This window comes from Bifidobacterium primatium, from assembly GCF_002802875.1.
Taxonomy (GTDB): Bacteria; Actinomycetota; Actinomycetes; order Actinomycetales; family Bifidobacteriaceae; genus Galliscardovia; species Galliscardovia primatium.
In genome coordinates this window covers 49,454-75,266 of record NZ_PEBI01000002.1, presented here as the reverse complement: position 1 = coordinate 75,266, position 25,813 = coordinate 49,454, and the positions used below count along the sequence as shown (strand labels likewise).

The 25,813-nt window shown below is 64.2% G+C and carries 17 protein-coding genes, 2 tRNA genes and 1 pseudogene; 5 read left to right on the top strand and 15 right to left on the bottom strand.

Annotation, left to right across the window (positions count from 1 at the left end; genetic code table 11):
• Positions 1–97: 97 nt before the first annotated feature.
• The 3 genes from CS006_RS04180 to gltX form a co-directional block, all read right to left on the bottom strand.
• Positions 98–169 (bottom strand) — tRNA-Gln (locus CS006_RS04180).
• 38 nt (positions 170–207) lie between these two features.
• Positions 208–280 (bottom strand) — tRNA-Glu (locus CS006_RS04175).
• A gap of 581 nt (positions 281–861) precedes the next feature.
• Complete coding sequence (gene gltX, locus CS006_RS04170) at positions 862–2,388, bottom strand: glutamate--tRNA ligase (protein ID WP_100510547.1); 1,527 nt, start codon at positions 2,386–2,388, stop codon at positions 862–864.
• Positions 2,389–2,776: 388 nt separating this feature from the next.
• Here gltX and CS006_RS04165 point away from each other — a divergent pair, with 388 nt between their 5' ends.
• Positions 2,777–3,562, top strand: coding sequence for an ABC transporter permease (locus CS006_RS04165; RefSeq protein ID WP_100510546.1), 786 nt, complete (start codon positions 2,777–2,779; stop codon positions 3,560–3,562).
• 323 nt (positions 3,563–3,885) lie between these two features.
• Here CS006_RS04165 and CS006_RS04160 read toward each other — a convergent pair whose 3' ends face one another.
• The 4 genes and pseudogenes from CS006_RS04160 to CS006_RS04145 all read right to left on the bottom strand — a co-directional run bounded on the left by CS006_RS04160 (position 3,886) and on the right by CS006_RS04145 (position 15,451).
• Positions 3,886–4,701: an isopeptide-forming domain-containing protein gene (locus tag CS006_RS04160; protein ID WP_133119526.1), complete on the bottom strand. Its 816-nt coding sequence runs from the start codon at positions 4,699–4,701 to the stop codon at positions 3,886–3,888.
• Positions 4,694–5,698 (bottom strand): class C sortase, encoded by a 1,005-nt coding sequence (locus tag CS006_RS04155; protein ID WP_100510544.1) that lies wholly within the window; start codon positions 5,696–5,698, stop codon positions 4,694–4,696. The genes CS006_RS04160 and CS006_RS04155 overlap by 8 nt, the downstream gene beginning before the upstream one ends.
• Positions 5,699–5,956: 258 nt before the next feature.
• Positions 5,957–7,585, bottom strand: a complete 1,629-nt coding sequence (locus CS006_RS04150) for a SpaH/EbpB family LPXTG-anchored major pilin (RefSeq protein ID WP_100510543.1) — start codon at positions 7,583–7,585, stop codon at positions 5,957–5,959.
• A gap of 286 nt (positions 7,586–7,871) precedes the next feature.
• Positions 7,872–15,451, bottom strand: a pseudogene (locus tag CS006_RS04145) (LPXTG cell wall anchor domain-containing protein).
• Positions 15,452–15,533: 82 nt separating this feature from the next.
• On the opposite strand from CS006_RS04145, the gene CS006_RS10950 reads away from it, so the two are divergent.
• Positions 15,534–16,034, top strand: coding sequence for a hypothetical protein (locus CS006_RS10950; RefSeq protein ID WP_165777240.1), 501 nt, complete (start codon positions 15,534–15,536; stop codon positions 16,032–16,034).
• Positions 16,035–16,591: 557 nt separating this feature from the next.
• Positions 16,592–18,076 (top strand): DUF805 domain-containing protein, encoded by a 1,485-nt coding sequence (locus tag CS006_RS04140; RefSeq protein WP_100510542.1) that lies wholly within the window; start codon positions 16,592–16,594, stop codon positions 18,074–18,076.
• A gap of 104 nt (positions 18,077–18,180) precedes the next feature.
• On the opposite strand, the gene CS006_RS04135 is transcribed toward CS006_RS04140, so the two are convergent.
• Positions 18,181–19,059, bottom strand: coding sequence for a hypothetical protein (locus CS006_RS04135; protein WP_100510541.1), 879 nt, complete (start codon positions 19,057–19,059; stop codon positions 18,181–18,183).
• A 140-nt stretch (positions 19,060–19,199) separates the two neighbouring features.
• Entirely contained in the window at positions 19,200–19,859 is a 660-nt protein-coding gene (locus CS006_RS04130; RefSeq protein ID WP_100510540.1) for a histidine phosphatase family protein, read from the bottom strand.
• A gap of 342 nt (positions 19,860–20,201) precedes the next feature.
• On the opposite strand from CS006_RS04130, the gene CS006_RS04125 reads away from it, so the two are divergent.
• Positions 20,202–21,560 (top strand): MFS transporter, encoded by a 1,359-nt coding sequence (locus CS006_RS04125; RefSeq protein ID WP_100510539.1) that lies wholly within the window; start codon positions 20,202–20,204, stop codon positions 21,558–21,560.
• A 9-nt stretch (positions 21,561–21,569) separates the two neighbouring features.
• Here the strand turns inward: CS006_RS04125 and CS006_RS04120 are convergent, their stop codons facing one another.
• The gene (locus tag CS006_RS04120; RefSeq protein ID WP_243386732.1) at positions 21,570–22,124 is read right to left on the bottom strand and encodes a GtrA family protein; all 555 of its coding nucleotides are present in this window, start codon (positions 22,122–22,124) and stop codon (positions 21,570–21,572) included.
• 180 nt (positions 22,125–22,304) lie between these two features.
• On the opposite strand from CS006_RS04120, the gene CS006_RS04115 reads away from it, so the two are divergent.
• The gene (locus tag CS006_RS04115; RefSeq protein WP_100510537.1) at positions 22,305–22,652 is read left to right on the top strand and encodes a tautomerase family protein; all 348 of its coding nucleotides are present in this window, start codon (positions 22,305–22,307) and stop codon (positions 22,650–22,652) included.
• 221 nt (positions 22,653–22,873) lie between these two features.
• Here CS006_RS04115 and rplI read toward each other — a convergent pair whose 3' ends face one another.
• The 5 genes from rplI to CS006_RS04090 form a co-directional block, all read right to left on the bottom strand.
• Positions 22,874–23,329 (bottom strand): 50S ribosomal protein L9, encoded by a 456-nt coding sequence (gene rplI, locus CS006_RS04110; RefSeq protein WP_100510536.1) that lies wholly within the window; start codon positions 23,327–23,329, stop codon positions 22,874–22,876.
• Positions 23,330–23,344: 15 nt separating this feature from the next.
• Positions 23,345–23,593 carry a 30S ribosomal protein S18 gene (gene rpsR, locus CS006_RS04105; protein WP_093961239.1) on the bottom strand — a complete coding sequence of 83 codons (249 nt, stop codon included), beginning with the start codon at positions 23,591–23,593 and terminating at the stop codon, positions 23,345–23,347.
• 87 nt (positions 23,594–23,680) lie between these two features.
• The gene (locus CS006_RS04100; protein ID WP_100510535.1) at positions 23,681–24,343 is read right to left on the bottom strand and encodes a single-stranded DNA-binding protein; all 663 of its coding nucleotides are present in this window, start codon (positions 24,341–24,343) and stop codon (positions 23,681–23,683) included.
• A gap of 88 nt (positions 24,344–24,431) precedes the next feature.
• Positions 24,432–24,728, bottom strand: a complete 297-nt coding sequence (rpsF, locus tag CS006_RS04095) for a 30S ribosomal protein S6 (RefSeq protein ID WP_100510534.1) — start codon at positions 24,726–24,728, stop codon at positions 24,432–24,434.
• A 105-nt stretch (positions 24,729–24,833) separates the two neighbouring features.
• On the bottom strand, positions 24,834–25,766 hold the full coding sequence (locus tag CS006_RS04090; RefSeq protein ID WP_243386729.1) for a hemagglutinin: 933 nt from the start codon (positions 25,764–25,766) through the stop codon (positions 24,834–24,836).
• Positions 25,767–25,813 lie beyond the last annotated feature (47 nt).

The following is a 25,813-nucleotide window of genomic DNA, read 5'->3' as shown; positions in this document are numbered from 1 at the left end:
GGCGGCACGGCCGATCGCCGTGATGACCGGGCCACATGGGAACCTTCCCGAGAAAACAAAAAACCTCGCCGAATCATTTGATTCGCGAGGCTATTCGCTGGGGTACCTGGACTCGAACCAAGAATGGATGAACCAGAATCACCTGTGTTGCCAATTACACCATACCCCAATTGGCAGCGGAGCAGCCTTGCGACTGCTCCGTAGTCGTACCCCCAACCGGATTTGAACCGGTGTTGGCGCCGTGAGAGGGCGTAGTACTAGACCGCTATACGATGGGGGCTTGAGTTATTCAGTCAGCTTCCTGACTTCGGAACCGAAGTCATTTCCTTGACTGGGCTGCGGTGTGAACCGCAACGAGTGATTAATATACGCGAACCCCATAGAGTGCGCAACTCTCGGCGTGTCGCGCTTTGCGTTATTGCCGCTTTTCGCTGCAATTTCAACGTTTTACGAGGTTTTTAGAGCCTGTGTGCATCACGGTGCTTTTCGGGGCTTTGCGCGGTGGTTTTTACGCATATTCGCATAAAAAACCTCCGCACAGCCGACCCGTACGGCGTGTTGCACGTACGCATGCACCAGCGCCGACCGGATGCTCCATGCGGGGGTTATAACGCAACCGTGCGCAAAACCCTACGCGAGACGCCACTACGAGGCGGGTTTCCCGCACACGTGCGTTATAACCGCCGCTGGGCATCGCTGCGAGGTGGTTATAACGGATGCGTGCGTTATAACCACCTCGGATAGCCTCGGATATGACAAAGCGGGCCGCCATCCACATACAGGATGACGACCCGCTTTCATGACGTAAGGTTCGGGCCGTATGGCTCATGGAACCGCAACGGCCACGAACCCCATTAGCGATTACAGGTTGGCGCGCAGGTTCTTCAGACGGGCGATGGAGACGGGCTTGCCCACGATCTCCATGGACTCGAACAGCGGCGGGGAGACGCGGCGGCCGGACATGGCCACGCGCACCGGGCCGAACGCCAGGCGCGGCTTGTAGCCGCCGTCCTCGATGAGCGCCTTGTTCAGCGTCTCGTGGAGGTTATCGGTCTTCCAATCGGCCTCGTCGACGGATTCGAGCGCGGCGACGGCCTTGTCGAGCACGTCGGCGGCGGAATCCTTGAGCTGCTTGCGGGCGTCGGCGTCGGGCTCGAGGTACTCCTCGGTGGAGAGCAGGGAGCCGACCATGCCGGCGACCTCGCCAAGCAGGCGCACACGGGACTGCACGAGCGGGGCGGCCGCAGTGAGCACGCTCTTCTCACGGTCGGTGAGGGCGTCCCAGTTGTCGGCGGAGACCACGCCGTCGCGATGCAGGTACGGCACGGAACGGTTGAGGAAGTCCTGCGGCTCGAGCATGCGCACGTGCTCGGCGTTCAGGGCGATGGCCTTGTCGATGTCGAAGTGGGCCGGGTTGGCCTTCACGTTGCGGATGTCGAACTTCTCGACCATCTCGTCCATGGAGAACACGTCGCGGTCGGCGCTGATCGACCAGCCCAGCAGAGCCAGGTAGTTGAGCAGGCCCTCGCGGATGAAGCCGTGGTCGCGGTGCAGGAACAGGTTGGACTCGGGGTCGCGCTTGGAGAGCTTCTTCTTGCCCTTGCCCATCACGTACGGCATGTGGCCGAACAGCGGCATCTCCTTGGCGATGCCGAGCTCGATGAGGTAGCGGTAGAGCACGATCTGACGCGGGGTGGAGCTCAGGAGGTCCTCGCCGCGAAGCACCACGTTGATGCGCATCATGGCGTCGTCCACCGGATTGGTGAGCGTGTACAGCGGGTCGCCGTTCGGACGCACGATCACGTAGTCCGGCACGGAACCGGCCTTGAACTCGATGCGGCCGCGGATGAGGTCGTCGAAGGCGATGTCCTCGTCGGGCATGCGCAGACGCAGCGCGGGCTTGCGGCCCTCGGCGCGGAACGCCTCCTTCTGCTCCTCGGTGAGGTTGCGGTCGTAGCCGTCGTAGCCGAAGGCCTTCGGACGGCCGGCGGCCACGTTGCGGGCCTCGATCTCCTCGGGGGTGGAGTAGGACTCGTAGGCGTAGCCGGCCTCAAGCAGCTTGGCGGCGACGTCCTTGTAGATGTCGGTTCGCTCGGACTGACGGTACGGGCCGTCGGGGCCGCCGACCTCCACGCCCTCGTCCCAGTCGAGGCCGAGCCACTTCAGGGCGTCGAGAATCTGGTTGTAGCTTTCCTCGGAATCACGCTGGGCATCGGTGTCCTCGATGCGGAACACGAAGGTGCCGTGCGTGTGACGGGCCTCGGCCCAGTTGAACAGGGCGGTGCGGACCATGCCCACGTGCGGGGTGCCGGTCGGGGACGGGCAGAAGCGCACGCGCACGTTCTCGGGCAGTTCGGGTTTGGTGTTTTCAGAATGCTCTTCAGTCATACGCTCTATTGTGCCGCGCCAACGGGACGGCGCGAAGGGTTTTCGGGCTTCGGGAAGCCGAAAATGCGAGTTGTGTGGCTTTGGTTCGGCGAAGACCCTCGGCGGCAAAACACACAACCGCGGAATTGCAACGTTTCCGAGGCCGGCCTTTCCCGCGATTACCCCACTTGGCGAAAGCAAAGCCTCACAACTCGGGATTTGCCGGTGAAGAGCGCCGGGAAGTGCCCCGCGGATGGCGTTCCGCGCACCTCTTATACTGTGTGGTTGGAAGTTTTGGATTGTATTTCGGTTTTCGACCCTCGGCCGTTCCGCGCGCAGGCTCCTCACCTTACTGCTCACCGCGACCGGCCGCCATGGCTGCGCATGCGCGCGAGGAGGCAAGGTGACTATGGCAGAAGCACTGCAGAAACTCAGGCATTACGTTCCCACCGTCATCGCGGTGGTCATATTGGTGGCGGCATGGGAGATATGGTGCCGCGTGGGGAACGTCTCCCCCACGATGATCTCGTCGCCGAGCGAGATCGTGGACGCGACCATCGACACGTGGCCCACGCTCTGGCCGGCTACGCTCGTCACCGCATACGAAGGATTCGTGGGATTCGCGCTCGCTGTGCTGTGCGGCATCATCATCGGCATCGTGTTCTACTGCTCGCGCGTGCTCAACGCCGCGCTGTTCCCGCTGCTTGCGGCCGCGCAGACGATGCCGCTCATCACCATCGCACCGTTGTTCATCATCTGGTTCGGTTTTGAAATCTCCGGCAAGATCGCTATCGTGGCCGTGTTCGGCCTGTTCCCCATCGCCGTGCAGACGATTCGTGGTCTTGAGGCCGTGCCGCAGTTCTATTCCGACGTGGCGCTCACCTGCGGGGCCACGAAGTTGTGGACGCTGTGGCATGTGAAGCTGCGCGTGGCCGCGAGGCAGATCTATGGCGGCATTCGTATTTCGGCCGCGTATATTTTCGCCACGGCCGCGACTGCGGAGTACCTGGGCGCACGCAAGGGCCTGGGCATCTGGCTGCAGGCCGCATACAACTCGTTCCGCACGCCGCTGATCTTCTCGGCCACGTTCGTGATCGTGGCGTTGACGGCCGTGCTGCTGATCGTCGTCAACGTGAGTGAACTGTTGCTCCTCGGCCCCGCTTCGGAGGACGAGGATCCCGACGCGCAGGAATAAGCGCCCATAAACAACGCGCGCAGGAATAAGCGCGTCTTTTCTTGGCTCCCGCCGGCGGGAGCTGTCAGCGCAACTACTGAGGTCGTCTTTTTCTTGGCTCCCCTCAAGATTGAGGGGAGCTGTCAGCGAAGCTGACTGAGGGGAGTTGAGCGAAGCCGGATTCTCAGCAGCGCTCCCCTCAGCCCGCCTACGGCGGACAGCTCCCCTCCGTCGGGAGGGGAGCCAGAGAGATGCAGAGCGCACACCCAAGCGGGAATCCCCTCAGTCGGACTTTGTCCGACAGCTCCCCTCCGTTAGGAGGGGAGCCAGTGGAATGACAGCCCTTACCGTTCTTCGCGGCGGAGGCGGAGCTGGGTGCGGATGAACATGATGGCGAAGGCCACGGCGCCGAGGATGACGACCGCCTCCACGTACCGCATGACGGCGGCACCGGTCTTGGCGATGGAGGAACCGCCGGGCGCGGTAGGCGTCGGTGCGGGAGTCGGGCTGGACGGCGTCGGCCCGGGCACGGAAATCTGCTCGAACTTGGGCGAGGCCGTCACCCGGTAGTCCCAGTCGTCGGTGTTCGTGCTGCCGTTCGTTTCGGGGATCGTCACGAAGAACGGATCGCACTTATACGCCTTGTTCGCATCAGCCACGCCCACGCGCTTGACGAGATAGAGGCCGTAGTCAAGGCTGGGAATCGTGACCTTGCCGTTGGCGTCGGTGCGCATGTCGGTACGGTTGTAGCCGTCGTGTTTGTCGGCGTAGGCGGCGACCTCCTTGGCGGCGGCGCTGTATTGCGAGGAGGTGAGCTTGCCCCAGTCATGGTCAACGGCCTCGAACCGGGTGTTCGTCTTGAAACCGGCGATGGCGGTGCCGTCGGCGTTGAGTTTCATCTTGGCCACATAGGCCACGGAGTAGGTGTCGCCGGCCAGCGGACGGGCCGAGTCGCCGTCGCCCACCTTGGCGGATATGGTGAGGGACATGCCGCTGGTGGTCGTGGTGGCGTTCGCGGTCGCCCCGAATGGCGCGAGCGCCACCGCCAGCAGCATGACCATGCCGACGACTGCCCCGCACACGGCGACGATGCCGCGCGGCAGACGCCCGAACCCGCGATGAAAGAGGCCGCCGTCGGACCTCGTGATTACGTTATGCACGATGGGTTCCATGCTTCGGTCTCCTTCCGCCACGTTTGGCGTCATGTCCGTTGGTATGTTCCGTATGATATTCGTCGCCGTGCACGGCATCGGCGCTGCCGCTGCCAACGGCTCCGGGCAGCCCGGCACCGTCTCCCGGCCCGCCGCCCGCTCCCGCGGCGCGACGGCGTTTACGAAGTTGATGCGCCACCCCGCCGCCGATGAGCAGCACCGTCAGTCCGATGAGCGGGATGAGGTACTGGGGCGGGATGTGCAGCCCGAACTGGTTCGCCGCCTGCGATTCCATGTCGGGCGTGTAGGGCACGCGGTGCGCGTGCACGAGCAGTCTGTGGGTGTTGACGCCGTAGGGCGTGCACGTGATGAGCGTGGCCTGGTCCTTGCCGGCCGTGATGCCCAGTGACGTGGTGTCGGTGGGGAGCACCGTGCTGATGCCGTCCACCTTGTACGCGTAGGTTTCTTTGAGGATGCGGAAGAAGAACAGGTCGCCCTTCTTCATCTGGTCGAGGTCGGTGAACAGTTTGGCGCTGGGCAGTCCGCGATGGCCGGACACGGCCGTATGCGTCGCTGCCCCGCCGACCGGGAACGATGTGCCTTCGAGATGGCCGATGCCGACCTGCAGCACTTTTTCCGCGGTGCCGTGGTAGATGGGCAGGGTCTCGTGGAGGCGTGGCACGGTGATATAGCCCATCATGCCGTGGCCGTCGATGTTGAGTATGGATTGGTATTGCTTGTCGGATGCGGCCGTGTTGACCGCGCCGGCGAGCGCGTTCGTCGCCCCGCCCGAGGCCTGCTGCGCGAGGTGGGTGTTGTAGTCGCGTGCGGCCTGCAGCACTTTGGCATACTGTTCGTCGCTCATGGCGTTGACGGCGGCGTCGTAGCTGCCTACGGCGCGGCTGGCGTTGCGCATGATGAGCATGTTGCTGATCGTCGGATAGAACAGGACGAGCAGTCCTCCGATGATGACCAGCACCGGCAGTATGTCACGCAGTTTCTTCATGGTCGGGGTTTCTTGAGGTGGATTGGGTGGTGAGTGGTGAGGAGAGGTGGCGGGTGCGGAGGTGCATTCCTCGCGCTCGATGAATCGCGCTCGCATCGCCTACGGGCAGTCCACTGGACTGCCCGCTTAACGGCTCAGCCCCCTGATCTCCAGGGGGAGCCAAGTCACACACCTCTCGGCTTTGGCTCCCCTCATGATTGAGGGGAGCTATCAGCGAAGCTGACTGAGGGGAGTTGATTACCCGCGCTTACGCACCCGTCAGGCGCGCTTGCGGCGGAGGGCCCAGGCGACACCGAAGGCGACGATGAGCACGCCGACCACGGTGAACGCGACGGTACCCATGCCACCGGTGCCGGGCAGCGTCACGCCGGACTCGTTCTTCACCGGGATGATGGTCTTCTGGCCTTCGGCATCCGTCTCGGCCGATTCAGTGTAGCCGTCATTACCGGCGTTGTTGTCGTACGTCACGGCGACGGTGGCCTTGGCAGGATTGCCCTCGCCGTTGTCGCCTTCGATCTTGATGCCGATCTTGTTGGCGAGCTTGTTGTAGTCCGTCGGGGCGTCGGTCTCTTCGAGCAGGTAGTTGCCGTTGGCGAGACCCTTGAAGGTGAGCTTACCGCTCTTCGGGGTGGCGATTTCGGTGGCGGCGGTTTCGCCGGTCGTTGCCACACGGTAGACGGCGGCGGCGGTGTCGCTGCCTGCCGACTCCTGCACGACCTGGATTTCGGTGCCCTTGGCGTCCTGCAGCTGGAACTTGGCGCCGTCCAGACGCTTGGCATTGTCACCGTACGTGCCGGTGTACTTATCGATGGTGAAGCCGTAGGTGTACGTGCGCACGGTGCTCGGCTGGGAGTCACCGAACTCGGTGTTCTCCGGGTTGGTGGTGTAGTAGACGGAAGCGGAGTTGGTGTTGCCTTCGCCGGCGACGACGGCGTACTTGTTCAGCGTGGCCTTGTAGGTGACGGTGATGGCCTTGCCGGCGTTGGCCTGCTGCTTGGTCTTGAAGTTGGTCATGGACACGGTGAGCTTGTTGCCATTGTCCGCGGTCGGCTTGGTGACGGTGTAGTCGGTGTTCTCGACCAGAGCCGCATCGACGCCTTCGACCTTCACGGAGTCGATGGCATCGAAGGTGAGGCCTTCGGACAGCGTATCGTTGAAGTCGAAGGTGTAGGAGTCGTAGGCGCTCATGTCGGGGATGGTGGATTTCAGCGTGAAGGTGAGCTGCTGGCCGACCTTCGCGTCGGTGGCGTCCTTGTCGCCGTCCACCTTCTTGGTGACGGTGGGCAGTTCGCCTTTGATGGTCTGCTCCGCTTCCGCTTCATGCACGGAGACGAGCGAGGCGTACTTGCCGTTCGCGTTGACGACGGAAGCGCCCGGCACGGCGACCACGTAGTAGCCGTAATCCAGCCCGGTGAACTTGGCGGTGTACTTGCTGTCAGTGGCGGTTTCGGAAATCTTGGGAGCCGAAGCCACAGCCGCGATGCCGTTCTTCTGCGCCCAGTTGGAGGCCTTCTGAGCGAAGGTGTCGAGAGCGGTATCCTTCAGGCCCTTCACGTAGTCGGAAGCGCACTGGTCGAGGGCGTCGTTGTCGGAGCAGTCCGTCGCGCCACTCGTGCCTTCCGTGGTGGTGGTGGTGGTGAAGAACGTCTTCCAGCGGGTGTCCAGCTTGTAGGTCACGACCTTGCTGGAGCCGCTGCCGGTCACGCTAGCGTCGAACATCTTGTAGGCATTCACGGTCTTTCCGGCGAACTTGGCGTCGGCGGTGCTCACCGTCAGGGTGGCTTTCTCGCCGGCCGCGTTGGCGGCTGCACCGGTTGCGGCGGCCAGGCCGAGCGCCGTGGCAGCGGCCGCGACGGTGGCGATGGCCTTCTTCATCAGTGAGTTCATCACTGTTCCTTTCTTCTTGATGGACATATTGGACAGGGGGAAATCTTGTTATTGAGGGGTGGGGGCTGTGGAGGTGTCGAATCCGACTTACGTCACCGAATCGAACCCCCTCAGTCCGCCTTCGGCGGCCAGCTCCCCCTGATCTCCAGGGGGAGCTAAGTCACACACCTCTCGGCTTTGGCTCCCCTCATGATTGAGGGGAGCTGTCAGCGAAGCTGACTGAGGGGAGTTGAACCCGCACGGCTACGGTCAACATCGCAACGGTCGGAGGCCGATTCCGCTTCGGTTACGCGGCATGGGCGCCTCGCTTTCTGCCGCCTCCGGCTCCCACACCGCCCGCGACGTACCTGTTGCGCAGGTACCAGGCGCTGCCGGCGGCGACGAGCAGCACGCCGAGGAGCAGCAGCCACATCACGCCTTCGCCGCCGGTGTTGGGCAGCGGCGAGGAGTTGGTAATGGTCGCCACGTTCTCCTTGGTGTCGTACTGCACGTCCACCGCATACCCGGCTTCGGCCGGTTTCCTGCTCGACCCGTCGGCGAACGTCATGCCGACCTCGGTGACGGTGTACGTGTAGTACCGCACGATGTCGTCGCCGTTCGCGTCCTTGCCGTCCACGAACGCGACCGGCAGCTTCTTCGAGATGGTCTTGCGCCACGTGTCGCTCCACAGCGACCCGTCGCTCGAATCCATGGTCTCGTGCAGCGGCATCTCAACCTCGCTGGTGGAGCAGTCGGCTTCGTAGCAGTCGATGGTCTTGGCTTCCACGCGCTTGCCGTCGGCGTCCGTGTAGTAGGCGCGAATCTCCAGTTCGATGGATTCGGGCTTCTCCAACGCACCGTTCTTCCATACCTTCTGCAGAGTCAGTTCGGTGGTCTTGCAGCCGTTCTCACCGCACGGGTCCTGGCCGTCGTCCGGCTCGGGCGTGTATCCGCCGGTGTTGTCGGACGCGGCGGCGTCGAGCATGAGCACGGCCTTGGATGCGGAAACGTAGGCACCGAGCGACTTTGACGAGGCATCGCCCGTCGTAACGGTCGCGTCCTTGATGCCCACCCAATCGGTCTTCGCATCGCCGGCCGCGTCACTGCCCGCCGTGGCGGCGTCGTACGCGTTGACGACCTTGTAGTAGTCCACGTCCCAACGGTCGAGTTTGGTCGCGTCGTCGGTCGTCTTGTCGGAGATCTTCGTCGCCTTGCCGTTCACGTCGACGTTCGCCGCGCCGGCCTTGCCGTCGGCCGTGCGATACACGCTATACGTGTTGTATCGGCCGTCATCGTCCGGTCCCACGATCTTCTTCATACTGTTGAAGTTGTAGTTGGATGCGAGCGTGGTGTTGCCGAACGGGTCGACGAGTTTCGTGGTGCCGCGGATGGTGTCGGCGTAGGTCATGTGGTCGTTCTGCAGGACGCCTTCGGCGTTGAGGCCGGCGAAGCCGCCCGCATAACCGGTCGAAAGATTCGCCTGGCCGTCGGTCGTCTGCGTGGCGCCGCCGCCGAACACGTCGTATCCGGCCGGCGCGATGCCGGTGACGGAGGAGTCTACGGCCTTGGTGCGGTTGCCCTTGATGAGCTGCACCTTCAGGTTCTCGCGCGTGTTCTCGTCCTGGATGATGCCATCCTCGTTGCACGGCAGTTTGATGACGGAGTCGCCGATGGTGATGATGGCCACGTCGGTCTGCTGCTGGTTTTCGGTGCTCTTCTTGGAAAGGCTTACGCCGATCTTGAATCCGAAGAGGTTCACGTACAGTACGTCGCCCTTGGAAAGCACCTTGAGGTTGAAGAGGCTGTCCTTGCCACCAAGCTGCGGGAACCATGAACCCAGGTCAATGACGTCGATCTTGTTGAAATACAGCGCCTTGACCAGCAGGTTGACGATTTGAAGCACCAAATCGATGAGCGGCGAGCTGGCGTCGAGGTCGACGAGGTACGCGTGCGTGGTCTCGCCGACGAAGCCGCCGGCGATTTCGGCGCTGGACGTCTTCTTGAGGTTCGTCACCGTGGAGTCGGCGATGCGGGCGAGGTCGGCGTAGCCGGCGAATCCGCCGACGACCTCGCGGCCGGTGGCCGAGTCGGTGCCCTTGGTGTTGGTGTATTGCCGGTCTCCCGCGTGGGATGCGTCGACGGTGAAGCCGGCGGCGATGCCCGCGACGGACGAGTGTTCGGCGTGGGAGCCCCAGATGTCGAGCACGCCGACGGATGCGCCGAGCAGCTTGGAGACGCTGGCGTTGTCGACGTCCACGGTGCCGGCCTTGCCGAGGTGTCCGACGAAGCCGCCCGCATAGTTGACGCCCTTGACGCTGTTGAGGTTGGTGACCTTGCCGTAGTCGACGGTGCCGTTGATGAGGCCGCCGCCGAAGCCGCCGGCCGCGCCGGTGAACCGCTTGGAGTCGAGGATGCCCTGCTTGCTGGCGTCGTGGGCGCGGATCTGGATGCCGTCGGCCACGCCGTTCACGTTCGCATGGTGGATGAACGTGCGGAAGGCGTCGAGCGCGCTGATGTTGCCGGCCTTGATGAGGCCGAGCAGGATATCGGTGCTCTGGTCGGTGGAGCCTGCCGTGCCGTCGGTGCCGGCCACGGACGCCACGGACGTGGTGTCGGCCTGGCCGAAGAATCCGCCGGCGTACTGGCCGCCGTCGACGCCGCGCAGTCCGTCCACGGTGAGTGTGTCGAGTGCGGAGGTGCCGCCGGTTTCGGTGCCGGCCACGACGGCCTTCATCGATCCGGCGAAGCCGCCCGCCGCACGGGCGTACTTGGTGGTGCCGCCGCTCTTGTAGGAGCCGTCGACGGTGAAGCCCCAAGCCTCGCCGCTGCCGCCGTCCTTGACGGATGCCACGGAGGCGCCACGCACGGTGGAGACCGTGGCGTCGAGCACGGAGACGAGACTGCTCGGCGTGGAGATCAGCGTATCGAGCAGCTTCTGCAGGATGCCGTCGGTGGCGTTGGTGTTGGCTTCGGCCATGCCGGCCGCAGTGATGAGACCCGCGTAGCCGCCGACAGTGTTGGTGCCGGAGACGCGACGCAGGTTGGTCACGTGGGCGCCGGTGGCCTTGGCGCCGGGGTGCGTGGCGGTGAGGGTCCAGCGGTCGTTGGCGTTGGGGTCGGTGTTGACGTCGAAGGTCTTGTCGCCCCAGATCTGCGCGCCGGAGGCGTAGCCGACGTAGCCGCCGGCGAAGCCGTTCATATGCGTCAGGTCGGTGCCGGTGGCCGTGACGGTCATGCCGCGACGGTAGCCGGCTACGGACGACGTCTTGACGACGGGCACGAACACGTCGAGCGCGCTGACGAGCTTGCCGAGGTTCGCCTTGATGATGCCGAGCACGTTGACGCTGCCGAGTTCGACGGCGCCGCCGGATTCCATGCTGCCCGCGAAGCCGCCGGCCGCGCGCATGGCCTTGACCTGCTTGGTGTCCTGCGTCTGGCCGTTGGTGATGGTGCCGGCGCGCATGAGGCCCACGTGGCCGCCGGCGATGCCGCCGTCGGACGTGTTCGCGCCGGAGGCGTACGAGGAGCGGCCCGCCACCACGTTGGTGCCGTAGATATAGGTGTCGATGGCCTTGTTGAGCGTCTCCTGATCGGTGATGGTATTGGCGTTCTTCAGGAGTTCGGCGAATTCCTTGCCGTAGCCGCCGCGGGAGCCGACGGCCTTGGCCCAGGCCTGCCAAGTGGCGTAGTCGAGGTTGCGCAGCGGTCCGGTGACCTGCGTGTTCTCCTCGGTCGGGTAGCTCACCTGCAGTGCGCCGAGCAGGTTATCGACCGAAACGAGGCCGAAGATCAGGCTGAGGCTGCCGGTTTTGGCGGTGCTGGCCGCGTGCATGAAGCCGGTGTAGCCGCCGGCCATCTCCGCGCCGTAGACGGAGCGGATACGCGCCGCGAACGCCGTGCGCTGGGCGCCCGTGTAATGGTGTTCGCCGTCGTTCTCGCTCTTCCATGAGGCGTTGTTGTTGCCCCAGATGTGGCCGCCTTCGTTGTCGCCCACGTAGCCGCCGGCCACGCCGCGCAGCGTGCTGGGGTCGGAGGCCGCCTGCGCGCGGACCACGCCGCCGCAGGGCACGGCGTCGGTGGACGAGTTGCGCACGGTGGGTACGAAATCCTGCAGCAGCGAGGCGAGCGTGCCATTGGTCTTGATGAGCCCGCCGAACAGACTGCTGTCATTGAGCACGCTGGCCACGTCGCCGGGGGCGATGCCGCCCGCGTAGCCGCCGGCCGTCACCTGGCCGATGATGTGCGAGAAGCTGTGCGCGTTGGAGTCCTGGATGTGGCCGCCCTTGACGCTGCCCGCGAAACCGCCGGCCTCGCCGATGGCGTTCTTCGCATCGCTGGTGTCGCTGGCGATGACGGCGTAGCCCGCGGCCGCGCCGGTCACGTCGGAGTGTTCGATGGTGGAGACCACCACCGACAGGACGTCGGTGATGTTGGCGAGCTTGAGCGCGTTGCCGAAAATCTTGAGGCCGCCGCCCACGGATGCCGCGGAACCGATATCCATGCGGCCGATGTAGCCGCCGGCAAACCGCTTGGCCGTCACCGCGTACGTACTCTTCGCCGCATCGAAGTAGGGGCTGCCGTCGGTGCCTTCGAGCGCGTTCGGCTCCTTGACAGTGGTGTGGCGCAGCTGCGTCACGTCGGAGTCGGAGACCTGCACGCCGGAGCCGTAGCCGATATAGCCGCCGGCCGAGCCGGACTGCGAGTCGGTGTCCGCGATTTTGTCGGCCGTCACCTTGAGTCCCGGATTATTGGGGTCGGAGGTCTTGCGGCCGCTGGTCTTCTCGACGGTGGTGTCGTCGGAATGCACACCCGCGCCGGCAATCACCGGCACGTAGGCGCCGGCCACGCTGACGAGGTCCTCCACTTCCAGATTCAGCTGGAGATTATCCAGTCCGCCGAGGATGCTGATGCCGCCGTCGGAGGCCGCGAGCGCGCCGGATCGTGCGCGGCCGGCGAAGCCGCCCGCGTAGGCGCCGCCGTTGACGGTGTCGATGTTGGTGATGGCCCAGCCGCTGCCGCCGGAGGCTTTGGAGTCGTCGATCTTGCCGCTTTGCAGGTCGCCGGCGAAACCGCCCGCCATGTTGCCGGTCACGCTGCCGCCGTTGACGAAGGCGACGTCGGCGTTGGTGTACTTCGGCACCATGTAGCCGATGGCGGTGATGAGGCCTTTCTTGCCGCCAAGGCTGAGGATGTCCTTGAGCGCGCCATCGTCGTCCTTGGGCAGCACGTCGGCGAGGCCGCCGGTCACGGAGACGCCGACGAAGCCACCGGCGTTGCCGGTGGTGCCGTCCGCGGTCACGGAGGCGAGGTTGGTCACGTGTGCGTCGGTGGCCTGCGTGCTGTTGGACTGGCCGACGAAGCCGCCGGCCATGTACTGCGTGGATTCGCCGTCGGCATGCTTGCCGGTGGCCGCAACGCTCATGCCGGACGGAATGCCGGAGACGGTGACGTCGTTGGCGACGATCTTGACGCCGGCCACCATCGTCAGCAGTCCTTCGAGCTTGATGAGGCCGAGGCCGAGCAGGTCGATGCCGCCGGCGCTGAGCAGGTCGCCGGGGCCGGAGACGCCGATGAAGCCGCCGGCACGGTTGGTCGCGGTCACGGATTTCACGTTGGTCACGGCCACGGCCGCGGAATCCGGGACGCCCGCGTCGCCGTAGGCCGTGGTGGCCTTGCCGATGTTGCCGCCCATGGCAAAGCCGATGCCGCCGCCCGCGTACTCGCCCTTGGCGCTTACGGCGAAGCCGTCGCTCACGCCGGAGACGGTGGTGGAGCTGACCTCGAACGGCAGGTATTCGCCGACGCCGGCGGTCTGGTTGATGAGTCCGGTGATGGAGGCGGTGCTGAGCTTGCCGGCGATGCCGCCCGCGTACGAGCCGGTGGTGCTGACCGACTTCAGTCCGTCGACGCTGTTCGTACGCGCGGTCGGCACATCAAGCTTCGTGTGCTTCCAGAACGAAAGCTTGTTCACGTGCGTGGTATCGGATGCGGCAATCATGGTGCCGTCGCCACGGCCGATGAGTCCGCCGGCATAGTCGTTGCCTGATTCCACGGTGATGGATCCGCTGGTGCGGATGCCGAGCAGCGCCGATTCCTCGATGCCCACGAGCGTGAGCAGGTTCTGCGCCGTGGCCGGGTCCTTGGTGAGCAGTTCGCCGAGCAGGTTGTTCACGCCGGTGAGCAGGTCGGAGTTCTTCGACTCCCCCGCGCCGAGGTCGGACACCCAGCCCACGGCGGCCACGCCGGTGAATCCGCCGGCGAGCGCCTTGGTGCCTTTGTCGTCCTTGATGCCGCTGGCCTTGACCGTGATGGTGCCGGCGAGCGTGTCGTTAATGGCGTAGCTGTTGGCCATGGCGCCGGCGAAGCCGCCCGCATACGTGCCGGCCTGCACGGTCGCGTCGGCGTTGACCGACGAGTCGACGGCGGTGCTTTGCGGCTGGGAGAGGCGGATGAGCTCGACGCCGACCTCGCTGAGCGCGCCCTTCATCACGTCGTTGCGCATGAGGCCGGAGAAGCCGCCGACGTAGGCGCCGCCCTTGACGGTGTAGGCGTTGGCGCTGGTCACGCTGGAGTTGGTGATGATGGTGCCGATCTGCGAGCCGACGAAGCCGCCGGCATAGTCCTTGTCTGCCGCGCCGATGACGGTGTCGGCTGTGAAGTCCTTGACGGAGCTGTTGCTGATGGTCGGGTTGTTGTATCCGCCGGGGACCAGATCCCCCGCGTTGATGATGTTGCCGTCGAGCAGCAGGGTGATGAGGTCGCCGATGCCGATGCCAGGAATGGCGTTGAGGATGTTCGCCAGCAGTTCCACGACCCGGCCGAGCCCTTCGGTGACATACCAGGTCTCGCCTTGCGCATGGCCGACGAAGCCGCCGGTCGTGGCGGCCACGTTGGAGACCGTCACGTTGGTGCTCTGGCATTTGTCGATGGTCACGGAACCGATGGCGCGGCCGGCGAATGAGCCCGTGGCCAGCGACGACGGGTCGGCCTTGCGAATGGTCAGCAGGTTTCGATGAGCCCCTTGAGATCGATCTTGCCTCCGGTCAGGCCGCTGATCAGTCCGCTGATAATGCCGCCCACGATGTCGCCGAGACCTTTGAGGACGGCGCTGATGAGCGTCTGGTCCACACGCACTTCGGTGGTGTCGTTCCTCACCGACACGTCGTTGAGTTCGATGTTGCTCACATAGGCGGGAGTGGTCTTTCCGAGGGGGTCCTTCTCGTCGAGCTTGTTGGAGATGGTGCCGAAGAATCCGATGCCGGTGTATTCGCTCACGTTGAGCGCTTCGGTCTGATGCACCTTCACGTTGGAGACGACCGGTCGGGCGGCGGTGTCGTTGGTGCTGACGCCGTCGGTGCCGATGCCGCCCCACAGCGACCCGGCCGCGGCGTTGTCGCTTCCGGCCACGCCGAGCATGACGCCGGAGAACATGAGCGGCGTCCATGCGGCGCCGGATGTCGTGCCGGCTTCGGCGTCGGAGGAGGCGTCGATGTTGCGGAACACGATGTAGTTCGCGTCGGAGGAATAGGTGATTCCGCTGACAACCGAATGGTTGTCAGCACCGAGCAGACCGGTTTTCGCAGTCACTTCCTTGCCGTTGTCATCCACCGTCACATAACGCAGTCGGGTACGTCCTTCTACGGCCGTGCCGATTTCATCGGTTTTCGCACTATTCCCCTGATCGAGTTTGCCTGTGGCGTCGAGGTCGGCATCGCCGGCATAGATTACCTTCTTGGAGTCGGCCACATCCACCCAATGGCCTCCCAGCAGGCCGGTTTTCTCGTACTTCTGGGTAATCGACCATACCGGACGGGTCACGGCCTTCCCCGTACCGATGGCGCGCAGCTGCTGTTCGTTGCCGATGAGGATGTACGTCTTGCCGTTGATGGTCTTGACGACTTGGCCGTCGAAGTCACGGCCTGCGAGGGCGTCGGTCGCCGTGGCCTTCGCACGCTTGGGCGCGGCCGCCTTGTTCTTCGACGTGGCGGATGCATCGGCCGACTTGCCGGATACGCCGCCGTTCGTCGTCACGGCGTTGTCGTTGTTCGTGTCGGCATCGTCGCCGGACGTGGCCGACGACGTATCGTTCGACGTCGAATCCTTCGACGTAGGCGACGTTGCGGAGTCCTTGGACGTCGTACCGGCCTTGCCATCCGTCGTATTGGTTCTCGATGATTCGGACGGGGGCGGGGTCTTGCCGTCCGTCGCCGATTCGGAAGACGACGAACCGGTGGACGGCGACGTCGTCACCGTGCCATCGGCCGCGGCGCTGACGATAGCGTTGTCGAACGCGGCGTCGGCTGCGGAATATGTCGACGCCGAACCGATGACGGACGCGCCCGACGTGGCGACGCCGTCCGACGTCACGGTGACGGTGCTGGAACCAGTGGATGCATTCGATGCGGGGACCATCATGAATGCCGGCACGATGACGGCGAGCGTGGCCGCGATGGCCTTGCGCGCCGTATGACGCGCATTGCCATTACCCCCGTTATCGGAGGTATGACGAACGTTATGGCTTAGAGGGGTATGTGGAGGCATCGCATCCGCATGGCCGCCGTGGTCGCCGCCACCAAACAGACCGGCCGTATAACGCATAAAACACCGGTAACGATGCCTCATGTCCGTCCTTTCTCTCGTCATATGGCCCGAAATCCGATACCTCGACGTATAACCCCGTCAATCAGACCTATCCCCCTAATCTTCTGCGTTATATCGACAATATCGGTATTTTTGTCGGTATTGAGTAGCGCTAACATTCGTGATATATCACCGCAACACGCCCCCCTTATATTAAGGCACGAGGTCAACGGGGGAATCGGTGGCGACACGGACGGGGGCATGTACCCGAGGCGACGCCGCACCGTCGCGACATCGACACAGACGGATTACATCAACACATGATCGTTGACTGTCTTTTTACGCATCCCGTGGGAGAATGAAAGCGGATCTATCCGTTGCGCCCGACCATCAGACCGGCAAAACCGCCGGTCATCCGGTCGCAAGCGCAGAAAGAAGGGAAAATTCATGACCGATCCGAGCAACCCGCAGGGTTACGTTCCCAATGGCGGCAACGGCAACGCTGCGTTCAACACCTCGCAGAACCCCACAGACGCCTACGGGCAGCAGCCGACGGCACAGGGGGCGGCGCCGGGCAACGAGCAGAACGACGAAACGCAGCTCGGCCAGTTCGGTCAGTCGACGCCGGCGTACGGCACGACTCCCGACTACAGCAGCTACAACGCCGCGCCTTCCTATGAAGCCCCTTCCTACGATGCGCCGCAGTACGAGGCCCCGGCCTACGGTCAGACCCCGGTGGAGCCGACCTCTCCGGCGCCCGCCTACGACCAGCACGTTCCCACGCCGTTCGGCGAATCCGCCGTTCCCGAGCCCACTCCCGTGAACCAGCCGTCCGAACCGGCCGCCGCCGAGTCCGCGCCAAGCGTCACGTCCGCCCCGCAGGGCGCCCCGGCATATGAGGCACCCGCATACGGCACGCCGCAGACGCCGGACTACGGCCAGCAGAACGGCTACGCCGCCCCGGCATATGGGCAGGGACAGCCGGCATACGAGACGCCCTACGAGCAGGCGCAGCCGAACCAGTACGCGCAGCAGACCCCGTACCAGAGCCAGAACGGATATGACCAGTCCGACCAGTATCAGGGCGGTCAGAACGGGTACGGCCAACAGCCACCGCAGCAGCCGTCCGCCGCACCGGCGTACGGCCAGGATCCGTATGCCGCACAGGCCGCCCCGCAGGCTCCCGCATACGGACAGCAGTACGGCGCCTCTTCACAGCAGTCTGCATACGGCCAGCCGTATGGTGCGCCGCAGACGCCGGATTACGGCCAGCAGAACGGCTATGGCCAGAGCGGATACAACCAGCAGCCACCGCAGTACGGCAGCTCCATTCCGACCGCACCGGCCCCGCAGCCCGCATACGGCAATGCCTATGGTGCCCCGACCGCGAACGGCGCCATTCCGCTGGACGCCAACGGCGAGCCCCCGCTGTGGGCCCCGTGGTATGGCATCACGTTCCCGAACGCGTTCCTGCGTGTGTTCAAGAAGTACGCCTCGTTCAACGGCCGCGCCTCCCGCGGTGAATACTGGTGGTGGATCCTCGCCACCGTGGTGGTGAGCCTGGTGTTCAGCATCCTCTCCGCCGCCACGCGCGAAAGCGGCATCGTCTCCCTGCTCGAAACCGTCTGGAGTCTCGGCACGCTGGTGCCGGGCATCGCGGTCGGCGTGCGCCGTCTGCACGACACGAACCGCAGCGGATGGCTCATCCTGTTGCCATACGGCATCGCATTCCTCGGCTTCATCCTGGTGATCGCCGGCATCTTCACCGGTGTCTTCAGCGCCGCCGGCAATTCCTCCGGTGGCCTGGGTGGCGGCATCGCGCTAATCGTCTTCGGCGCGCTGGTCGTAATCGGCGGATCGATTGCCATGGTCGTGCTGATGGCGGCCAAGAGCAATCCCGAGGGCGCCAAGTACGACCGCCCGCAGGCGTAGCCGCGCAGACCAGTCAAATCAACGAAGGGGCTGGCCGTCGGTGGGATTCCCATCGACGGCCAGCCCCTTCTCTATTCGCTCTATTCGCTATCGGATTTGCCGGTCTACAGCTCGACCTCTTCCTTGTTGGGGTCGTCCTTGATGTGGGCGAACTTGGCGGCGAGTGCGGCCTTGCTGCGCTTCTCGTCCTCCTCCTTGGCCTTCTTCTTGGCCTCGACCGGATCCCACAGCACATCGTCATGGTGCTTGGTCCACTCGGGTTTGGAGATCTCCAGCAGCTTGTCCACGAACGCGGCGGCGTTGGCGTCGTCGGCCGGGCCGGCGACGGCGATCGCACGCAGCGCCTCGAGCTCGTCGGCGGTCACGAACACACGCGGAATGCCCAGACGCTCGTCGAATTCATTGAAGTACAGCACCGTCGGCAGCGCGGCCCTGACCGCGGCGGCATCGTCGTCGGCATGCTCGCTGACCTCGGTCAGCACGTCGGCGAAGGCGGCGGCGCCAAGGGCGTATCGCCCGGCGACGTCGTCGGCCGCCAGCGCCGCGCCGGCTGCTTCGGCGGCTTCCACGACCTCGCGCACGGCGTCGGCGGTCGGCTCGTTCCACACATCGCCGAGCAGTTCGGCGGAGGAGACGATATGGCCGGCATCGCCATCATCGGAGAAATCGACGGTCTCGTCGTAGGCGTCGTTCGCGGCGAGCAGCGCATCGACGATGTTCTGCGGGCGGCCGGGAATCTCGTCGGCGCCCTCGTACACGTATTCGGCGTCGGGGACGGTCACATCCTCGCCGGTGAGCACCAGCGCGAACTGCCGCGTGGTGCGCACCTGGAAGGATTCGGCGTACTTCACGTCGTTGTCGATGTGCATGTGGTCGGTCAACGGCCACAGATCGGTCAGTTCCTTGCTCGCGTCGACGGCGGCGACGACGGCCGGCAGACGCTTCAGCGCGTCGGCGGACGAAATCCATGCGTTCTTGCTCATACTCCCAGTATGAGCTCATGGCAAGAGAAAACCGCCCGTTTTCACCGCTTTCGTGACCAACATCACGAAAGCGGAGGGCGGTATGAGGCGGTTATCCGACGATAAAGCGGTGCCGGACGATATCGAACGGCCCCGAACCCCTATCGCACGTTGGCGGCGGGATCGGCGTAGGCGATGGCGATGAGCTCGTGGGTGTCGGCGTCGAAGGTGAACGATGTCACCGAGGCGAGCGCCGTCTTGCGCAGGAACATCCAATGCTCGGCGTGGCCGGTCTCCATAAGATGACGGAACGACCAGATCGGCGATTCGTGGCTGACGACGATCACCTGCCTGCCGGCGTATTCGTCGACCTTCTCATACACGAAGTCGCTCATGCGGGCGCCGATGTGCGCGTAGCTTTCGCCCCACGTCGGCTTGTGGAGGTTGCGGATGAGCTTCAGGTTCTCCGGCCGCCATAGGGCGCCGTCGCCGTGGCCGATGCGCTTGCCGCGGAACTCGTTGCCCGCTTCGATCACACGTTCGTCGGTATGCAGTTCCAGCGTGGGCTCGTCGCGTTCGGCGCGCACGGAGTTGAGGGCCGCGAGAATCTCGCCGGCGGTCTCGCGGGTGCGGTCGAGCGGCGAGGAATACACGGCGGACGCCTGGTTGATGCCGGAGTGAGCGGCGATGTAACGGGCCGTGGCCTGGGCCATGCGTACGCCGCGGTCGGAAAGATGGAAGTTCGGCAGCCGCTCGTACAGCACGTGATCGGGATTGTAGACCTCGCCGTGACGGACCAGATGGATGGTGGTTGCGGGCATCGTCGCGTAGGCTCCTTCGTTGGGACGTCTCGTTTGCTGCGTTCCAGTGTAGTCGATGCCGACGCGTGCGACCCCCGCGCCGGTCGGTGGGGCCGGCGACGAACCGTCTGCGGAAACCCTTGGCAATGCGCGGCCATGCCGCGTGTCGGGCTCCGTGCTGCTATAGACTATCCCCGTCACCTGCACCAACCGAACGGTTGGTGATGGTCGGTCGACAGACGACCGGCTGCAATCCCGACAATCCCAACCCGAACCCATACGTCACGGACGACGGCAGGCATGGCGCGACGCAGGTCCATGCGCATCACGTCGTCACGAGCAGTCATAAAGGAGGAGAACCACATGTCATCATCGAAGCCGACGTCGTCGAAGACGTCGTTCATCCAGGCGTTCAAGGACGTGAACCATCGTGTATTCGGCGGCTATGCGGAGCTTCTCCGGCTGCCGCACACCGCGCGCTACGCCATCGGCTCGGTGATCGCCTGCATGCCGTTCCCCATGGTCGGCATGACCATCACCATCTCCGTGCAGACATACTACGGCAGCTACGGTCTGGCCGGCGCGCTCACCGCAGTGCAGGCCATCGCGCTGGCGATCCTCACGCCGCTGCTCGGCAGGCTCGTCGACAAATTCGGCCAGAGGCAGGTGTCGATTCCGACCATCATCATCTGGATCGTCTCGGCCATCGCGCTGGTCACATGCATCACGCATCGGGTACCGGCATGGATCCTCTACTGCATCGTGCCGTTCCTCGCGTGCATCCCGCCATGGGGTGCGATGAGCCGCGCCCGCTGGACCAACCAACTCAAGGGCGACAGCGAGAAGATCAACCGGGCGCTCTCGCTCTCCGGCGTGTTCGACGAATGCATGTGGGTCATCGGCAACCCGCTGTCGTCGATTCTGGCGGTGATCTCGGGCGTTCTTGCGTTCTCGTTCACCGGCATGTGCGTGGTGGTGGGCGCGCTGATGTTCCTCACCGAACTGACCACCGAACCGCCGTCGCAGACGCAGCTGGCCCGCGCCGCCGGACTGACGCGCAAGGAATACCGAGAGCGCGAGGCCGCCAAGGCCGCGGCGGTGCAGGGCGGCGACGCGGAGAACGCCAAGGACTCCATCTGGGGTCCGGGCCTCCTGGCCGTGTGCGTCACCTGGTTCGGACTCGGCGCGTTCCAGAGCGCCACCGCCATCTCCATCATCGCGTTCGCCAAGGAACAGGACATGGCGCAGTTCACGGGCTTCGTGTTCGCCTGCTTCTCGTTCAGCTCACTGTGCGGAGCGCTGGTCTATGGCGCGAAGAACTGGGTGATTCCGCTGTGGAAGCGCTTCTACTTCTGCCTGGCGGTGGTGAACATCGGCATCAGCTGCTTCGTGCTAGCCAACCACCTGTGGGTCATCATGATCATCTACCTGCTATGCGGTGTCTGCCAGGCACCCACGTGGATCAACGGCAACCAGATCATGCTGCATCTCGTGCCGCCCTCGCGATTCACCGAGGGCGTGGCGTGGATGGGCGCGATGAACTCCATTGGCGCCTCGTTCGGTTCGGCGGTGGCCGGCCAGTTCATCGACCGCTACGGCTCGCACGGCGGCTTCATGACGGTGACGGTGCTGGCATTGGCCTCGCTCGTCATCGCGTTCGTGGGCTTCAGGCAGATCAGGTCAAGCACCGAGACGCCGATTCTCTCCGAAGTGCGCGTGTAGCGTCCTCTCCTACTTCCAGCCGAACGGCGCGTGCTCGATGGACCACATGCCCAGACGATGCGCCACACTGCGCTCGCGCTTCGCGGCCAGCTCCTCCTCGGAAAGCTTCGCGTCGCCGCGGCGCAGACGGTTCATCGCGTTGGTGTGCGTGTCGTCGAGCAGCCACTTGCGGATCACGAAGTTCCACACCATCACCACCACGGTGGCGACGAGCTTGCCGATGTTGGTCCACAGAATGTACTGCGTGTGCATCGTGTACATGGAGTCATGCGGCATCCACGACGTGCTGATCCACACGATCACCTCGTTCATGATCCATCCGATGAACGAGGAGACGAAGAAGATGGTGATCTCCATCCATCGCGCCATGTCGGGACGGTGCTTGAACACGAACTTCATGCTCGCCAGATAGTTGAAGACCAGCGACACGAAGAACGAGATGGACGTGGCCAGAATATTGTGCATGTGCGTCAGCAGCAGCAGGTTCATCAGACCGTAGTCGATGACGAACGCGATGCCGCCCACCATGCCGAACTTCATCAGCTGCGCAAAGAGTTTTCTCACTCGCCCCATTAAACCCCGCAGGCCCATGGGCCGAAGTGGCTGGCGTAAACCCGCCCATCATCTTTACGAAAGTCACGGCGGCGTAACCGTCGTATCGATGGCCGACGACTACGCTGGAGATTGGCGACCGGCCGTTCCGTCGGCCGGCGATACACATCGGCAACCGGTAAAGGAGACATCATGCCCGTCATTCATACGCACGCCAGCACGACCATCAGCAAGGCCCAGCGCGAGGAGCTCAAGTCGCTGTACGGACAGGCCATCACCGCCGTCCCCGGCAAGTCGGAGGGCTGGCTGATGTGCCCGTTCGAAGACAACATGCCGATCTACTTCGGCGGCGACGACGCCAAGCCGGCCGCCTACGTGGAGGTGAACGTGTTCGGCGACTCCGTGCCGCGCGAGAACTGGGAGCAGCTGACGCGCAGCATCTGCGACGCGCTCGACTCGGTGCTGGGCATCCCGTCGAACCGCGTGTACATCCGCGAGACCGCCACGACGAACTGGGGTTGGAGCGGGCGAAACTTCTAAGGGAGACTCCCTTTGCATAGGCAAGCCCCTCGGCCTCGCCGCTCGAACATCGCGGCTCGCGTCGCCTACGGGAAGCCTTATCCCGGCTTCCCGCCAAACGGCGCCGGGGGTTGGAGCGGCCGCAACTTCTAAAGGCCTCCGAAGGCAACGAAAAAAGCCCCGTGATGGCATGGCCATCACGGGGCTTTTGGGCTTAAGCTCAGGTTGATACGCGTACCGAATTACTCGGCAGCAACCACCTTGACGGTGAAGTTGGCGGTGATCTCCGGGTGGAGCTGGACCGTGGCGGCGAAGTCGCCGGTGGTCTTGATGGTCTCCACGGAGATGGACTTGGCCTCGACGGCGTTGCCCTTCTCGCCAAGCGCCTTGGCGATGGCGTCGGCGGAGACGGCGCCGAACAGCTTGCCGGACTCGGACACCTTGGCGGCGATCTCGACGACGGTGCCGTCGATGGCGTTCTTGGCGGCCACGGCGTCCTCGCGGGTGGCGAGGGCGGCGGCGCGGCGGGCGCGCTGCATCTGGGCGATCTGCTCAGCGGCGCCACGGTTCCAGGCGAACGCGAGGCCCTGCGGGATCAGGTAGTTGCGGGCGTAGCCGGGGCGAACCTCGACGACGTCACCGGAGTGACCCAGGTTGCCAACGGTGGTGGTGAGAATAACCTTCGTTTCCTTAGCCATTGTCAAGTCCTCCTATCAGCGGCCGGAAGTGGCGTACGGCAGCAGAGCCATCTCGCGGGCGTTCTTGATGGCCTTGGCGAGCTCGCGCTGTTCCTGGACGGTGACGCCGGTGATGCGACGGGAACGGATCTTGCCGCGGTCGGAAATGAACTTGCGCAGCAGGGCGACGTCCTTGTAGTCAATCTCGGTAACCTTGGCAGCCTTCAGCGGGTTCGGCTTCTTCTTGAACGGCTTCACCGGCGGCTGCGGCCTCTTGCGTGACATATGCACTCCTTAAAAATCTAAAAACTGATGGTCTCGAATCCCGATTCCCGATTCATGCGGGACGGGCGAACGATGCAAACGATGCGATCAGAACTCCGGCTCGTCGCTGCCGCCACCGAAATCGTCGGTGGAGCCGAACGAACCGAACGAGCTCGAACCGGCGTCGGGCGAACCCCACGGATCCGCGGCGGGCTGCTGGGCCGGCTGGGAAGCGGCGGGGGCGGAAGCGCCACCCGAGTATCCTCCCTGATAGCCACCCTGGTAACCGCCGTTGCCGCCCTGGTATCCACCTGCGGCGGGCGCGGCATTACGCTGGGCTCCGGCGAATCCACCACGGGAGGCGTTGCCGCCCTGGTATCCGCCGTTGCCACCGTTGTTGTTGCGCGTCACCTGTGCGGTGTTGCGGCTCAACGCGGGGCCGATCTCGTCGACGCGAAGCTCCACTACGGTCCGGTTCGTGCCGTCCTGGGCGGTGTACGAACGCTGCGTCAGACGACCCTGCGCGATCACGCGCATGCCCTTCGACAGCGAGGCCTGAATGTTGGAGGCCATGGGGTTGTACTGCGAATCCCATGCCGAGCAACGCAGGAACAGCGCGTCGCCGTCCTCCCACTGCCCCGACTGCCTGTTGTAGGTACGCGGGGTGGATGCGATGGTGAAGTTGACCACCGTGGCACCGCTGGGAATCTGACGCAGTTCGGGGTCAGCCGTGAGGTTGCCCACCACTGTGATGACGGTATCTCCTGCCATGATTCATGCCTTCCGTACATTCCCGGGATCATCGGGAATCAATAAAGTTTGGTAAGACAGCGATTCGTTCGGGCTCAGGCCCGAGTGATCACTTGGCGTCCTTACGAAGAATCTTCGTACGGATGATGGACTCGTTGAGGTTCAGCAGACGATCGAGCTCGTCGCTGGTAGCAGGCTCAGCGGTGTAGTTGACGACGGCGTAGTTGCCCTCGTTCTTGCCGGCGATCTCGTAGGCCAGCTTGCGGCGGCCCCAGATGTCGATGTTCTCGACGGAACCCTTTTCATCGGTGACAACCTTGAGGAACTGGTCGACGAGCTTCTTCAGTGCTCGCTCATCCAGTTCGGGATCGGCAATGAGCATCAGTTCGTACTTGTGCGCAGACATCACCCACCTCCTTCGGACTTAAAGGCCATGGACGTTCCATGACAGGAGTGTGTAAGCGCGTGCCCAAAATGGGCAACTCTCTAAAGCTACGCACAGCCATGGACTTTATTTACGCGGGTCGCCGAACCATGCGTTGTAGAGAATGGAGAAGTTGCGGTTGCCGTAGCTCGCGCACGAATCACCCTCGCCCAGCCCCGCCTTGAGCGAGGAGACGTTGGGCTGGTACGGCGTGTAGATGTAGAGCAGCGCGGTCGCGTCGTTCTCTATCCATACGTCCGCGCCGCCGCAGCTTTCGTTCGGATGGTACTGCACGTAGTTGAGCCGTCCGGCGTGGTACCGGTACTGGTCGGCGTGGGCCTGATAGTACTTGAACCGTCTTGCCGCGCCGTACACCTGGTTGAAGAATCCGCCGTGCTTCGGGTCGCAGGGCCCGTCGTCGGGGCATGAGAGTCCGAGCGCCGACTGGTATCGGGCCTCGCTCGGCTCCGTGGTGCTCACCAGCCCCTGCTCCTTTTCGAGCATGACGAGCAGCACCTTCTGCGCGATGCCGCAGCTGCGCGCCGCCCCGTCGATGATCTGCGCGGCGGACTGCCTCTGGCCACCGGTGTAGCCGTCGCACAGGTCGTCCTTAGGCTCGGCGAGCGTGGCCACCGTGTAGTTCTTCAGGCACAGGTCGCCGGAGCATTTGGCGCCGTGTTTGTCGAGGAACTGCTGCACCTCGTACGTGCTCATGGCCTTGGAGTCGAAGAACTGCGCGTCGGAGATGATGTTGCCGGGATCGAAATCGTAGTCCTGCGAGAATTCGGCCTGCCGGTTCTTGGCGGCGGTGATGCTCATCTGCCGGTAGACTACGAGGCACATGCCCAGCAGCATGGCCAGTGCGGCGACCGACGAGACGGACCTCACGATCACCGTCTTGACGAATCGGACGCGTTTGTCGCCGCGATGCAGCCATCGGGTGAACGCGCCCCGCGGCCGGCACGACGACGCGGTCGATTTCGGCCGGCTGCTCTTCGGCCGCGTGGATTTCGATTTCACAGACTTCGTTTTCGTGGACTTCGCCGATTGTGACTTCGCTTTCGCGG